Origin of the sequence: Sorangium sp. So ce426 (assembly GCF_051475585.1) — a bacterium.
Lineage (GTDB): Bacteria > Myxococcota_A > Polyangia > Polyangiales > Polyangiaceae > Sorangium > Sorangium cellulosum_B.
Genome location: NZ_CP150341.1, coordinates 83,799 through 97,023, shown reverse-complemented (window position 1 = coordinate 97,023; position 13,225 = coordinate 83,799). Strand labels below are relative to the sequence as shown.

The following is a 13,225-nucleotide window of genomic DNA, read 5'->3' as shown; positions in this document are numbered from 1 at the left end:
CACATTCACACAGTCGACCGCACCGAGGTTGAGCTGCCGACCGAGGTTGAGCCACCGACCGACCGAGGTTGAGCTGCCGACCGAGGTTGAGCCACCGACCGACCGAGGTTGAGCTGCCGACCGACCGAGGTTGAGCTGCCGACCGACCGAGGTTGAGCCACCGACCGACCGAGGTTGAGCTGCCGACCGACCGAGGTTGAGCTGCCGACCGACCGAGGTTGAGCTGCCGACCGACCGAGGTTGAGCTGCCGAGGTTGAGCCGCCGACTGGGGACCAACGATCGCACCCTGGTTGAGTTCAGCGACGCGACGCCGCCATATTCAACAGGAACGGATCCTGAAGCCCACCAGCGAACTCCCCGCTCCCCCGCCCTGCCCTCGCTCGGCAGACCGTGCCCGCGTGCTCGCTCGGCGAGGTCTTCGTGCGATGGTCGCCGCATGCAAGAGGTCCACGTCAACGTCTACATCCACGCCCCGGTCGAGCGGGTCTTCGACGCGGTGGCTGACCACGAACGCTTCCTGCGCTCCGGGGACGGCACCCACACGAAGGTTGTCCGGCCAGGGCTCACCGAGCACAACGGCCTCGGCGCCCTCCGCGAGGTGCGCGTCGGGAAGCGGATCCGCTACGTCGAGGAGATCACGGCCTTCGAGCGGCCGTCCTCGTTCGACTACCAGATCGTCGAGAGCACGCAGCCGCTCCGGCACCAGGGCTCGCGTCTCCGCTTCACCCCGCGCGGCGAGGGCACGGAGATCGACTGGACATCGCGCTTCGACATCCCGCTGCCGCTCGTCGGCAAGCCGCTCGGATCGCTCGCCAGGCGCATGTTCATCGCGGCGTTCACCGAGCTGCTGCTCGCTGAAAAGGCGCGGCTCGAGGCCTCGCAGCCCGCGCGCGCCACGTGACCCCCTCGCGCGCTCACCGACAGGCAGCGCCTGGTTTCATGCCCTTCCCCTGGACGTGAGCTACGGCTGGGCGGACCGATCCTCTCGCTGGAGCGCGCCCTGCACAGAGGACAAGGGCGACGCGCTCTGCGGTTCGGCGCTCTCGTTGGGCGACGGGGAGAGACCGGCGCAGTGGTCAACGCGGTTCGTGGCGGGCTCCGCGTTCAACTGGCCCACGCGCCGCCTCCGCGGAAGGACGCGCAGCGCGGCCCCGTCACTTCACCCGACTGACGCCAGGGACGCCACACCGGCGCCGCTGGCGCGGCGTGGCGCGGTGTCCGCAAGACACATGAAACGTCGTCCAGTGTATGGCCAGCATTCATTCGCCCTATCCGAGGGCAATGCATGTAGACGAATACCCTATCAGCTACGACATCGACAGAAAGTTCGCATGGCAAGCCTCTTGCTGATACCAGGCGGTTCTCTATAAGCTGTTGACCTCAACTTCCTTCCGTTCGGCCTTCGGACTTGGTCGAGCGGTCGCAGGGGTGTTCAAGATGCGACCGATGGCAAGGTGTGCGTCGCAGCTCGGCCCGATGACCTCGGGAGCAGCTCGTATCCGGGGTTCCAGGGGGAAGGTATCGACGAGGGCAGGAGCGCCGCCGCAGCTGGGCAGTCGCGGCAATCGGGTCAACCGAGTCAACCGATCGAGCTCCAGGCTGAAGGGAACCACCGCGCTCTGTGCCATCTCGTTCCTGACGCTCGTGGCATGTGCCCAAGGCTCCAGCCTGGACGGCGAGAACACAGGAGCCGGAGGCGGCGCCGCCGCCAGCTCGGGTGGGGCACCTTCGTCCAGCTCAGCCGGCGCTGGCTCCACCGCATCTGCGACGAGCGGCTCGACGAGCTCCGCAACGAGCGGCTCGTCCAGCGCTGCGGGCGATGTCACGAGCGCGACGGTGAGCAGCTCGTCCGGCTCAGGTGGCGCCGATGGTGCCGGCGGCGCTGGGGGTCTGGGCGGCGCTGGCGGGGACGACGCTGCGAGCGCCTCGGCCAGCTCCTCGGCGAGCAGCTCGACCAGCTCCACGACGAGCGCCTCGGCCAGCTCCACGACGAGCGCCTCGGCCAGCTCCTCGGCGAGCAGCTCGGCCAGCTCCACGACGAGCAGCACGACAGGCACCGGCGGCGGTAGCGCCACGAGCTCCACCACCGCGAGCTCCACCACTGGCGGCGTGACCACACCGGCGCTCGAGCTGCAATATGCTGCGAGGGACACCACCGTCGAGTCCCAGCATCTGTCGTTCATGGTACAGGTCAAGAACACGGACGATGCGAGCATCGCGCTCGGCGATCTGACGATTCGCTACTGGTTCACGGCCGACGTCGCGAAGGTGGATCTCAAGAGCGAGTGCGACTTCTCGTCGATCCCCGGCGGATGCGCCAACGTCACAAGGACGTTCGGCGAGGCATCGGGCACGAAGGCCGATCACTATCTCGAGCTCGGTTTCCTCGCCGCCGCAGGTAGCATCGCCCCGAACGTCACGTCCGGAAATGTGCAGATCCGCATCTACAACGGCGACAACTACGACCGAATGACGCAGACCGACGACTACTCCTTCGGCACCAACACCACCTTCATGCCTTTCGAGCGGGTCACCGTGTACCACGACGGCGAGCTCGCCTGGGGAACAGAGCCGTGACTGGCCACGAGAACGAGCTCCACGTCCTGCGGGAGCAAGCTCCACATCGATAGCCGCCCCGGGCGAACGCGCGCCTCTCCACGCCCTTCGATGCCCTGTGGCGGCCTGACTCGCCGCGCGCGCACGCCACACCCCGCAACATGCCGTTACACGCCCTGGCCCGTCCCAGGTTGCCGCGATGTAACCAATTTTCCATGGAGTTCCGTCCCGCGATGGGACGCGAGCGCTTCCGCTCCATCTGGAGACGGGCAGCCCGGGCGGCACCATCCTTGAATGGCCTCGCTCGGACCCTGAACTCTATGGATGCCACAGCGCGCGCAACGCCTCCTCCCCCGTCGTCTCACACCCGGCCTGTGCAGGCCCCGATCTCGCGTGATGCGCCGCGGAGCGGACCGCGGCTCGGACACGGCCTCGAGCGGTTCGACCCCCTGAAGCGGCGCGCCGCGGACACACCTGGTCTCATCAGCTTCGCGGGCGGGCTGCCCGCCCCGGGCGAGTTCCCGCGCTCGAAGCTCGCGGCCTCGTTCGTTCGCGCTCTTCAGAACCCCAGCTGCCCGGCGCTCCCGTGGTGCTGGCCCGAGGGCGACGAGGACCTCCGCGCCTGGATCGCCGGGCAGCTGCGCCGGCGCGGCGCCCAGGTGGCTCGCGATGACGTCATCGTGACCCGTGGCGCACAGCAGGCCGTGTCCCTCGCCGCGCAGCTGGTCCGCGGATCGCGCGCCAGGATCGGCGTCGACCGCGAGAGCTCCCCCGGCGCGCTCGATCGGTTCCAGGAGCTCGGCGCGACGGTCGTCGACGGCGGCGGCAACGTCGATGCCTATTATCTCATGCCCGCCGTCTCCAATCCGCGTGGACGCACGCTGTCGCGCAGCGATCGAGCCAGGGTCCTCTCGACCCTCCGGCCCATCATCGAGGACGACGCTTACGCGGATCTGTCCTTTGACGGCGCCGCCCCGCGGCCGCTCCTGGCCGAGGCGCCCGATCGCGTGTTCCACGTCGGCACGTTCTCGAAGACGCTCTGCCCCGGCCTCCGCGTCGGCTGGCTCGTGCCCCCGCGCTCGCTCCGCGCCGAGGTCCTCCAGCTGAAGCAATCCGCCGATCAGCAGGCGGCCAGCCTGCCGCAGGCCATCCTGGAAGACTACCTCCGCACGGAGGACTTCGATCAGCGGCTCGTGCGCCTGCGGGAGTTCTACGGTCGCCGCGCCGCCCGCATGGAGCGGGCGCTCCGAAAGCACCTGCCCGGCTGGCGGTTCGACCCGCCCGCCGGCGGCTTCGCGATCTGGGTCGAGCCCGACGCCGAGCCGAACGAGGCCTTCTTCCTGGCCGCCGCCATCGAGCACGGCGTCGCCTTCGACCCGGGCTCGCTGTTCCGGGCTCACGGCGCCGTGAGCCCGTTCGCCCTCCGGCTCTGCTTCTCCTCGGTGGCGTGCGACGAGGACCTGGACGAGGGCGTGCGCCGCCTCGCGCGGTGCTGGGCCGAGGTCGCGTAGCCTCGCCGGCGGGCGCCGATTCACGAAAGCGCCGTGCACGACCTCTCTCCCTCTCTCCTGACTCCCTCTCTCCTTCGACGCCATCTCTCCTTCGACTCCCTCTCTCCTTCACTCCCTCTCTGCTCTCTTCTCCTCCTCTCCGATGACAGCACCGCGGCGGCGGCCTGCGCGCACGCCGCCGACCCCGCGCAGGGCGCGGCCTCACTGCGCCAGCGGCCCGCCTGGCTTGTGCGGGACGGGCGGACGGCGATCGAGCAGCTCCCGCGCCGCGGCCCGGACGACCGCGGGCACGTCCGCCGCCGCCGCGAGCCGCAGGAGCTCGGGCCGCAGGAGGAGGCGCACCATGGGCACCGCGATCTCCTGCGGCGCGCCCGGGTTCTGCACGATCGCCATGCGCACCCGCGCGCGCTGCGGCCACTCGGGGTGCTTCGCGATCTCCGTCAGGACCTCCGCGTTCGCCGGGCGGCGCGCCGCGAGGCGGACGACGTCATCCTCGGTCAAGCGCGGGTTGGCGAGCAGGTTGCGGATGACCAGCGGGTGCGGGTCCCGGAGCAGGGCGTCGAAGGCCGCGCGGGTCGGCCGCCGGGCCAGCGCGCGCCGCTCGCCGAGCGTGAGCGCGCGACCGGCGCTCGACGTGGCGACGAGCCGCTCGTCGGGCGCCGGCGAGGCCGGCTGCGCCTCGGGCCGCCGCGCCTTGCGGCGCAGGAGGCGCGAGAGCGGCAGCAGGGCATGGGAGGACGCGAGCTCGCGGAGCTGCTCGACGCGCTCGGAGAGCGCAGGATCCACGAGGACCGGCACGACGGCGCCCAGCACGTCGCGCGCGAGGGGGTTGGCCTGCTCGGCGTCGCGGCAGAGGTCGTCGAGCGCGCGGGCGACGGAGGGCAGATCGGCGCGCAGCACCTCGCTCCGCAGGAACGCGACCCGCAGCCGGAGCTCCTTCAAGGACGAGACGGCTCGCCTCCATCGTCCCGCCAGCGCATCCACCCCGTCAATCTACATCGCCGGCGTCCCGGCGTGGAGCGCGTGCCAGGCAGTTTGCGCTACGCAACGTGCGCGGGGCGGTTATCCTGCGCCGCGCCATGAGGGGACGGTGGAGCCGATCCCCGATTGCTGACGAGGACGGCGGAGCCGATCCCCGTCTCGAAAGGGAGGAGTCGCATGTCCGAAAAGGTTTCGTTCCCCGCGAAGGACGGGTCCTCGGCGACCGGCGAGATCGTCTGGCCGAAGCAGGGGGACAGGTCGCCTGCCGTCGTCCTGATCCAGGAGTGGTGGGGTGTGAACGACCACATCCGCTCTCTGCTCGACCGGCTCGCCGCCGCCGGGTTCATCGCCCTCGCGCCCGACCTCTACCACGGCAAGACCACGAAGGACGCCACCGAGGCCAGCCGGCTGATGACCGAGCTCGACAAGCCGCGCGCCCTCGAGGAGATCGCCGCCGCCGCCCGCTTCCTGTCGGCCCACGAGCGGTCGACCGGCAAGGTCGGCGTCATCGGGTTCTGCATGGGCGGCGCGCTGAGCTTCGCCGCCGCCGCGATGATCCCCGAGCTCGCGGCCGCGGTGCCCTTCTACGGCGTCCCGAGCCCCGCGCCCGATTACACGCGCGTCAAGGCGCCGATCCTCGCCCACTTCGCCGCGCGCGACGGCTGGGCGACGCCGGCCGCCGCCGAGGCGATCCAGAAGGAGCTCGCCGCCCGCGGCCAATCCATGGAGCTCCACGTCTATGACGCCGACCACGCGTTCGCGAACGACACGCGCCCCGAGGTCTACGCCCCCGAGGCCGCGAAGCTCGCGTGGGAGCGGAGCATCGCGTTCCTGAAGCAGCACCTCGCCTGAGCACGACGCATTGGTCCTCCCCGGGGGATCCGCGGGGCGCGCGGGGCACGCGGGACGCGCGGGACGTCAACCAGGCGCGTTCTTTGCCACCGCGCAATGAACCCTGATATACACGCAACCATGGCCCTCCCCCCGGTACTCCCGGGCTCGATCCAGCAGGCGGAGTCGCCGATCGACCGCGCGCTCTCGCTGGCGCTCGCGGGAGAGCGGGACGCCGCGCTGCGCTGGGCCGCTGCGCTGGTCCGGCACGACCCGACGATGCCGTCGGCGCTCTGCCTCTGCGGGCGCCTCCTCGGCGAGCTGAACCGGCACGAGGCCGCGCGCGAGGCGTGCTCCACCGCGATCGCCCGCGCCATCGACCTCGAGAACCTGCCGCTCGCCGTGGCGGCCGCGCGCGAGAGCGAGCGCTTCGGCGGCGATCCCGGGCCCGGGCTCGACCTGATCGCCGAGGCCTTCTGCCGGGACTCGCCGCGGCTCGGCGAGGGCGCGCCGCCGCCGCCGCCCCTGCCGGCCGCCGAGGCGTTCCAGCCGCTCGCCTCCGTGCTCACCGGCGCGCTCCTGCTCAACAAGGCGACGGAGATCATCCACGACGCCACGCGCAGGCTGGCCGCCCAGGCCGATCACCCCGGGATCGCGCCCCAGCCGGTCTTCTCGTCCGTCGGGCGCGACGCGCTCCGCGCCCTGTGCGCCGCCTTCACGCCCGTCTGGGTGGCGGCGGGGACGACCGTGATCGAGCAGGGCGCCGCGCGCAGCGAGGCCTACTTCGTCGCGCGCGGGGAGCTCGAGGCGCGGCGCCGGCGCGGGGACGAGGAGATCCTCCTCGCCCGGCTCGCGAACGGCGCCATGTTCGGCGAGATGGCGCTGCTCTCCCGGGCCCCGCGCACCGGGAGCGTCATCGCCACGCGGCCCTCCATCGTGCTCGAGGTGAAGCGCGACGCGATCGACGACATCGCGCAGCGCGAGCCCGAGGTGAGCCTGGAGCTCGCGGCCTACTGCCGGGACCGCATGGTGGAGAACCTCGTCCGGATGAGCGACGTGCTCCGCGTCGTGCCCGAGGCCGACAGGCCCGCGCTCGTGAAGCGGTTCCGCACGCGCACCTTCGAGAAGAACGAGCGGCTGCTCGTCCAGGATGAGCGGCCCCCCGGCCTGTTCCTCATCGCCTCCGGAGAGGTCGCCGTCGTCCGGCGCGACGCGGCGGACGACGCCCGCGTCGAGCCGCTCGTGCTCTCGACGCTCGGCCCCGGCGACGTCGCCGGCGAGATCGCGATGGTCCTCCGCCGCGCGACGAACGCCGATGTGATCGCCGTTCACCCCACCGTGACGCTGTACCTACCGGCCACCGAGTTCATGGGTCTGGTCGAGGATCACCCGGCCGTGCTGGCGCAACTCTACAAGCTCGCCGTCCTGCGCGACGAGGAGACCACGAGCATCATGGCCGAGGAGGTCTCCGTGGCCGAGGACTTCGTGTTGATCTAGGGTACCGGACCGATCGAAAAATTGACGAAACGAACCGCGGATGCGCGGAGGTTTTGTTGTTGTCGCTTCTGTGTCTCTGTGGTTCAAACTCTCTCTCGCGCGCGGCGTTTCAACCTGTTCAGTGCTCTGGCGACGCCCTGCGAGCACGCGGCGGGTGCACCGATTGACGCTCCGCGCCACGCCCCGTAGGCTTTCCGTCTACCCGTTGTTGTCGTTGACCAGCACTGAACAACCACCAGCGTAGGGAAGGCCACGCGCGCACCACAGGTCCTGCGACAATGACGACGAACGCGTTCGGGCTGGAGGGACAGGTGCTGGTCGGCCGGTATCGGCTGCTCCGCCCTCTCAGCTCGGGCAGCATGGGCACCGTCTGGCGCGCGGACGATCTCACGCTGGGCTCGCCGGTCGCGATCAAGATGCTCGGGCCTCTCTATGCGAAGGACGAGACGGTCCGCGCGCGCTTCTACCAGGAGGCGCAGGCGGCGGCGGCGCTCCGCAGCCCGAACGTCGTGCAGATCCTCGATCACGGCGTCGAGAACGACGTCCCCTTCATCGCGATGGAGCTCCTCGAGGGCGAGGACCTCGCGCACCGGCTCGAGCGTGTCGGCGCGCTGGAGCCGGCCGATACGGCGCGCATCTTCGCCGACGTCGCGCGCGCCGTGCGCAAGGCCCACGACGCCGGCATCGTCCACCGCGACCTCAAGCCCGACAACATCTTCCTCGCCCGCGACGACGACCGGGAGGTGGCCAAGGTCCTCGATTTCGGCGTCGCCAAGACGCGCCTGTCCGGCAAAGAGGGCATCGGGACGCAGGCGGGCGTGCTGATCGGGACGCTGCCGTACATGAGCCCTGAGCAGGCGCAGGGCGCGACCGTCGATTACCGGTCGGACCTCTGGGCGCTCGGGGTGATCGCGTTCGAGTGCGTGTGCGGCCGGGCGGCGATCACGGCCGAGGCGCCTGGCGCGATGATCCTCGAGATATGCAGTGATCCGCTGCCTGTCCCCTCGAAGGTGGCGTCTGTGCCCGTGCCGCCGGCGTTCGACGAGTGGTTCATGCAGGCGTGCAGCCGTGACCCGAACGGGCGGTTCGCCTCGGCGACGGCGATGGTCGACGCGCTGCGCGACGCGCTCTTGCCGCCCAGCGACGCGCAGGAGGGCGGGCGGGCCTCGGTGAGCTCGATCCCCGGGGGCGCGGGCACCACGTCGCCCTCCGTCCCGCCGCTCTCCGCCGCGCCGCTCTCCGCCGCGCCGCTCTCCGCCGCGCCGCTCTCCGGTCCGCCGATCTCCACCTCCCCGCTCTCCGTCTCGCCGGACGGGAGCGTGGCCTCGCCGCCGGGCCTCTACGACGAGGCCGGGGCCGACTCGAGACCTCGCCGCAGGATGCCGGTCCCGGCCGTCGCGCTCGGCCTCGCGGCTTCGGTCCTCGGCGGGGCGCTCTTCATCGGCTGGCGCGCGCTCGGGGACGACCCGATCCCGCACGCGCCGCCGCCGTCCGGCGCGGCCTCGCCGCCGGGGGCGCTCGAGACACCGCCTGTCGCCGCCCCCGCGAACAATCCGCCGGCGGAAGCGAATTCGCCCAGGGGGGCGCCCGAGCTCGCGCCTCCCCAGGAGACGACGGCCGCGGCGACCTCGACGCCTGCGCCCCGCGCCGGCTCCGCGCTGGCGGCCAGCGCTCCGGCCGCGGCCGCCTCCTCCGCCCAGACGGCGCCCGCTCGCCCGGGCAGGGCCGCGTCCTCCTCGCCGCGGCCCAGGCCCTCGTCGGGGGCCCCGCCCGCGGCCTCCAGCGCGACGCGCCCCAGGTCCGACCGCCTCGGCTTCTGAGGAGACGAATGCGCGCGCGATCGAGGGTCTCGGGCACCGCCACCATCGCGTTCGCGCTCGCGCTCGCGCTCGCGACCACCGCGCGGGCGGCCGACGTCGACCCCGCCACCATGAACGCCGCCCGGGCCCTCGCCGAAGAGGGCCTCGACCTCTTCGACAAGGGCCAGTACGCGGCGGCGCTCGACAAGTTCGGGCGCGCGGACCAGCTGGTCCAGGCGCCGACGATCGACCTCTATGCCGCGCGGTGCCTCGAGCAGCTCGGGCGCCTCATCGAGGCCTCCGAGCGCTACCTGCAAGTGAGCCGCACCTCGCTCGACGCCTCGGCCAGCGACGTCTTCAAGGCCGCGGTCGCCGACGCGGGGAGAGCGTACGACGACCTCAAGCCACGGATCCCCAGGCTCTCTGTGGGGGTGCGCGGCGCCCCGGAGCGCGAGGTGCAGATCACCATCGACGGCAAGCCGATGCCACCCGCGCTGGTGGGGGTCAGCCAGCCTGTCGATCCTGGCAAGCACGTCGTCGAGGCCACGTGGGCGGGGCGTGTCGTCCGGCGGGAGATCGCGCTGCAGGAGCGGCAGGAGGCGGCGCTCGCGCTCGAGTTCCCCGTCGGTGTCCGCCCGCCCATCGTCCTCCCCCCGCCCGCCGGCCTGGCGCCGGGCACCACGCAGCGCGTGCTCGGCTGGACCGCCGTCGGCACGGGCGCCGCGGCGCTCGTCGTCGGTGGGATCACGTTCGGCATCACGAGCGCGCGGCGCAGCGAGCTGATCGATCTCGGGTGCACCGAGGACGTCGTGTGCCCGGATACGCCGAAGACGCGCGACAGGCTGGGCTCGTACAACGACCTGCGCCTCGTCCCTGCGCCGGCGTTCATCGTGGGCGGGGCGCTCGCCGCGGGCGGCGTCGCGCTGCTCCTCACCGCGCCGTCCGCGGCGGCGGGGCTCAAGGGCGCAGCGGTCCGACCGTGGATATCGCCGTGGGGTGCCGGGATCACGGGGGTGTTTTGATGAGACGCAACGGCTTCATGGTCCTTTGCGGCGCGCTCGGCGTGGCCGGCGCGCTGGGCGGGTGCTTCGATCAAGGCGTGCTCATGCCGGGCGCCATCAGCGGCGGCGGCACCGCGCAAGGGGGAATGGGCGGCGTGGGCGCCGCGGGCGGCGCCGGAGGCACGGGCGGCGTGGGAGGCGCGGGCGCCGCGGGAGGTGCGGGCGGCGCGGGCGCCGCGGGCGGAGGCGGGAGCGAGCCCTGCGAGCCTTGTTATACAGGCCCCGAGTCGACAAGGAGAGTCGGCGAGTGCAAGGACGGCTGCCTGCGCGGCGGCACGTGCGTCGACGAGGTGCTCCCCAGGACCGAGGCCTGTACGAAGGCGAATGACGAGAGCTGCGACGGTGTGGCGGAGTGCACCGGAGCGCACGAGTGGAGCACCCAGCTCGGAGTGAACGGCGAGCAGATCGGTCATGACGTCATCTTCGACAGGGAAGGCAACATCCTTGTCGCGGGTGCCTTCAGCACCAGCCTGGATTCCGTCGGCAGCCAGGGAGCGTCCGACGGCTTCGTCGTCAAGCTCGGCCCTGGCGGCGCGAAGGAATGGTCGAAGGCGTTCGGGGGGAACGGCTCCGATTCTTGCAATCGCGTCGCGCTCGACAAGAACGGCGGCGTGATCCTGGCCGGGACCTTCGAAAATACACTTAACTTCGACGGGACGCCGCTCACGAGCAAAGGCAGCTCGGACGTGTTCGTGGCGAAGCTCGACGCAGAGGGCGCCCTGGACTGGATCAAGACCATCGCCGGTCCGAGCGTCGATAGAGTTTACGGGCTCGCGGTGGATCCGGACGACAACATCGTCGTCGCTGGCAGCTTCACCGACTGGGCCGACGTGCTGGGCGGGCGGCAGATGGGCGGGGACCGCCTGACGAGCAAAGGTGGAGAGGACATCTTCGTCGCGAAGATGGACCCCCTCGGAAACTTCGCCTGGAGCAGGAACTTCGGCGATACGACCGCCGAGGTCGCGAACGACGCTGCCGTCACGCCCGAAGGAGACGTGGTCCTGGTCGGCCGCATCGCCGGCGAGGTGTACTTCGGAACGACGCTCCTCGATGCTCAGGGCGATGACGCCTTCATCGCGAAGCTCAACGGGGGCGGGACGCCGCTCTGGGCCAAGATCTTCGGCGACACCATGAGCCAGGAATTTACGGCGGTCGCGGTGGACGCGAAGGGGGACATCGTCGTGGCAGGGAGCACCGGGGGAACGATCAATTTCGACGGAGCGCCGCGGAGATACGCCGGAGGAAACGACGCGGTCGTCGCCGCCTTCAACGAGGAGGGCAAGCACCTCTGGAACCGTCTGTACGGGGATGCGGAAGATCAGAAGGCGCTGGGGGTGGCGGTCGACCAGGCGGGCAACGTTATCGTGGTCGGAGAGTTCGAGAGCTCCATCGACTTCGGCGCCCCGAGCCCGCGGCTCCAGGCCCTCGGCGGCACCGACGCCTTCTTCGCGAAGCTCACGCCGAACGGCGATACGGCCTGGGCCAAATCGTTCGGCGACGCGGCGGAGCAGCGCGCCCGGGCCGTCGCCGTGGATGAGCTGGGAGCCATCGCGCTGACGGGCAGCTTCAGCGGCAGGATCGATCTCGGGGGGGACCCCATGATGAGCTCCGGGGGCGCCGACGCCTTCGTCGCCAAGCTGAAGCCCTGACGGCCACCTCGCGACGAGGCGCGCTCGTCCTCGGATCCCGCGGCGGCGCGGCGGTGGCCGGACTGCGGCCGCAAGTGGCCGGACTGCGGCCGCAAGTGGCCAGACTGCGGCCGCAAGTGGCCGGACTGCGGCCGCAAGTGGCCAGACTGCGGCCGCAAGTGGCCGGAATCGTTGGCTCGATCGGGACACTTCCGGTCGCTGCCCCGAGGCGGCGCTCCCTCCGCGCCGACAGCCCCGTGTCGCCGGCGCGTGGTGCAGGACCTCCATCGGACCAGGGGACGCATCGAGGTCCGGTGAGCGATCCATGCACCAGAACAAGTGATCCACCCGGATCTCGCGCGACTCGCCTCGGGGGCGCCTCGAGAGCCCTCATTTTGCGGTGTGAGTCCTCGTTTTGCGGTGCGAGCCGCCCGCTTTGCGGTGTGAGTCCTCGCGTTGCACCGCCGTTTGCTTCACGGACGATGCACACGGCGCCAAGTCGAGGCGCGCTCACCTGGCATCACACTTGCTTGGAGGCCCCCCCACTTGCTTAGAGGAGGAATGGCTCACGCAGGAGGAGGTCGCGCGCGATGATGAACACGCAACAAAGCCCGGGAGTGCTCTACCAGGGGACGAGAGGGCCCGCCAGCATCGCGCCGGTGGCTGCCAGCGTGCCGCCCATGTCGGGCTCGGGGGACCTTGAGCGCGAGCTCGAGGCGATCGCCCACGGCGTGCGGCAGAAGCGGCGGGGTCGGTTCGTGTTCGGGGTGGGTCTAATCGTGGCGGCCGTGGCCGCGGTCGCGGTGACCACCTTCGCCGGCAAGGTGAAGCAAGCCGAGGCGGCGCAGGCCGAGGCCGTGGCCGCCCGCGTGGCCGAGCAGGACAGGATCGCGCAGCTCAACCTCCAGCTCGACGAGCGCAACCGGAAGATCACCGAGCTTACCCTCGCGCTCGACGCCGCCAAGAGCGACGCCGAGAAGGCGCAGAAGGCGTTCGCCGATTACAAGGCGACGGAGGCGACCAAGGCGCTGGCGCAGGGCGAGGACGTGGCCAGCGCAAAGACGTCGACCACCAAGGGGGCCGCAACCCTCCGCGGCCGAGCGGCGACGTCCGGCAGCAAGGCGGCGCGGGGCGCCAGCGCGGCGGCGCCGGCCAAGAAGGGCGGAAAGTGCGTGTGCAAGGCGGGCGACCCGCTTTGCGGCTGCCTGTGAGCCCCCGCTCGCGGCCCATTCCTCCCTGATTCTCTTCACTCTCTCCGGACACAGCCGACAGGACGAAGACACCGGCGCGCGCGGCGCGGACCGCGTGGCGCCGGGCGAACCGCGAGCCGTCGAGGTGCGCTGCGCCGAGGAGCGCAGCG

The 13,225-nt window shown here is 71.4% G+C and carries 11 protein-coding genes; 9 read left to right on the top strand and 2 right to left on the bottom strand.

What is annotated here, in order from left to right; genetic code table 11:
• Window positions 1–437: 437 nt before the first annotated feature.
• Window positions 438–902: an SRPBCC family protein gene (locus tag WMF44_RS00385; protein WP_049876125.1), complete on the top strand. Its 465-nt coding sequence runs from the start codon at window positions 438–440 to the stop codon at window positions 900–902.
• 463 nt (window positions 903–1,365) lie between these two features.
• Here WMF44_RS00385 and WMF44_RS00380 read toward each other — a convergent pair whose 3' ends face one another.
• Window positions 1,366–2,154 (bottom strand): hypothetical protein, encoded by a 789-nt coding sequence (locus tag WMF44_RS00380; RefSeq protein ID WP_437297130.1) that lies wholly within the window; start codon window positions 2,152–2,154, stop codon window positions 1,366–1,368.
• Window positions 2,155–2,182: 28 nt separating this feature from the next.
• On the opposite strand from WMF44_RS00380, the gene WMF44_RS00375 reads away from it, so the two are divergent.
• Both WMF44_RS00375 and WMF44_RS00370 read left to right on the top strand, forming a co-directional pair.
• Complete coding sequence (locus tag WMF44_RS00375; RefSeq protein WP_437297129.1) at window positions 2,183–2,578, top strand: cellulose binding domain-containing protein; 396 nt, start codon at window positions 2,183–2,185, stop codon at window positions 2,576–2,578.
• A gap of 353 nt (window positions 2,579–2,931) precedes the next feature.
• The gene (locus tag WMF44_RS00370) at window positions 2,932–4,068 is read left to right on the top strand and encodes a PLP-dependent aminotransferase family protein (RefSeq protein WP_437297128.1); all 1,137 of its coding nucleotides are present in this window, start codon (window positions 2,932–2,934) and stop codon (window positions 4,066–4,068) included.
• 201 nt (window positions 4,069–4,269) lie between these two features.
• Here WMF44_RS00370 and WMF44_RS00365 read toward each other — a convergent pair whose 3' ends face one another.
• The gene (locus WMF44_RS00365; RefSeq protein WP_157906337.1) at window positions 4,270–5,052 is read right to left on the bottom strand and encodes a hypothetical protein; all 783 of its coding nucleotides are present in this window, start codon (window positions 5,050–5,052) and stop codon (window positions 4,270–4,272) included.
• A 174-nt stretch (window positions 5,053–5,226) separates the two neighbouring features.
• Between WMF44_RS00365 and WMF44_RS00360 the strand changes: the two genes are divergently transcribed.
• The 6 genes from WMF44_RS00360 (at window position 5,227) to WMF44_RS00335 (ending at window position 13,076) form a co-directional block, all read left to right on the top strand.
• Window positions 5,227–5,901: a dienelactone hydrolase family protein gene (locus WMF44_RS00360; protein WP_437297127.1), complete on the top strand. Its 675-nt coding sequence runs from the start codon at window positions 5,227–5,229 to the stop codon at window positions 5,899–5,901.
• A 120-nt stretch (window positions 5,902–6,021) separates the two neighbouring features.
• Window positions 6,022–7,377, top strand: a complete 1,356-nt coding sequence (locus tag WMF44_RS00355; protein WP_437297126.1) for a cyclic nucleotide-binding domain-containing protein — start codon at window positions 6,022–6,024, stop codon at window positions 7,375–7,377.
• A gap of 278 nt (window positions 7,378–7,655) precedes the next feature.
• A complete protein-coding gene (locus tag WMF44_RS00350) occupies window positions 7,656–9,197 on the top strand; it encodes a protein kinase domain-containing protein (protein ID WP_437297125.1) in 1,542 nt (513 codons plus the stop codon).
• An 8-nt stretch (window positions 9,198–9,205) separates the two neighbouring features.
• Window positions 9,206–10,198: a tetratricopeptide repeat protein gene (locus WMF44_RS00345; protein ID WP_437297124.1), complete on the top strand. Its 993-nt coding sequence runs from the start codon at window positions 9,206–9,208 to the stop codon at window positions 10,196–10,198.
• Complete coding sequence (locus WMF44_RS00340; RefSeq protein ID WP_437297123.1) at window positions 10,198–11,886, top strand: SBBP repeat-containing protein; 1,689 nt, start codon at window positions 10,198–10,200, stop codon at window positions 11,884–11,886. The genes WMF44_RS00345 and WMF44_RS00340 overlap by 1 nt, the downstream gene beginning before the upstream one ends.
• Before the next feature lie 569 nt (window positions 11,887–12,455).
• Window positions 12,456–13,076 carry a hypothetical protein gene (locus WMF44_RS00335; protein WP_437297122.1) on the top strand — a complete coding sequence of 207 codons (621 nt, stop codon included), beginning with the start codon at window positions 12,456–12,458 and terminating at the stop codon, window positions 13,074–13,076.
• Window positions 13,077–13,225 lie beyond the last annotated feature (149 nt).

Excerpts from the sequence above, each read along its gene's own strand:
- WMF44_RS00385 (WP_049876125.1), top strand. The coding sequence starts at position 438 with ATGCAAGAGGTCCACGTCAACGTCTACATCCACGCCCCGGTCGAGCGG.
- WMF44_RS00375 (WP_437297129.1), top strand. The coding sequence starts at position 2,183 with ATGGTACAGGTCAAGAACACGGACGATGCGAGCATCGCGCTCGGCGAT.
- WMF44_RS00360 (WP_437297127.1), top strand. The coding sequence starts at position 5,227 with ATGTCCGAAAAGGTTTCGTTCCCCGCGAAGGACGGGTCCTCGGCGACC.
- WMF44_RS00355 (WP_437297126.1), top strand. The coding sequence starts at position 6,022 with ATGGCCCTCCCCCCGGTACTCCCGGGCTCGATCCAGCAGGCGGAGTCG.
- WMF44_RS00350 (WP_437297125.1), top strand. The coding sequence starts at position 7,656 with ATGACGACGAACGCGTTCGGGCTGGAGGGACAGGTGCTGGTCGGCCGG.
- WMF44_RS00345 (WP_437297124.1), top strand. The coding sequence starts at position 9,206 with ATGCGCGCGCGATCGAGGGTCTCGGGCACCGCCACCATCGCGTTCGCG.
- WMF44_RS00340 (WP_437297123.1), top strand. The coding sequence starts at position 10,198 with ATGAGACGCAACGGCTTCATGGTCCTTTGCGGCGCGCTCGGCGTGGCC.
- WMF44_RS00335 (WP_437297122.1), top strand. The coding sequence starts at position 12,456 with ATGATGAACACGCAACAAAGCCCGGGAGTGCTCTACCAGGGGACGAGA.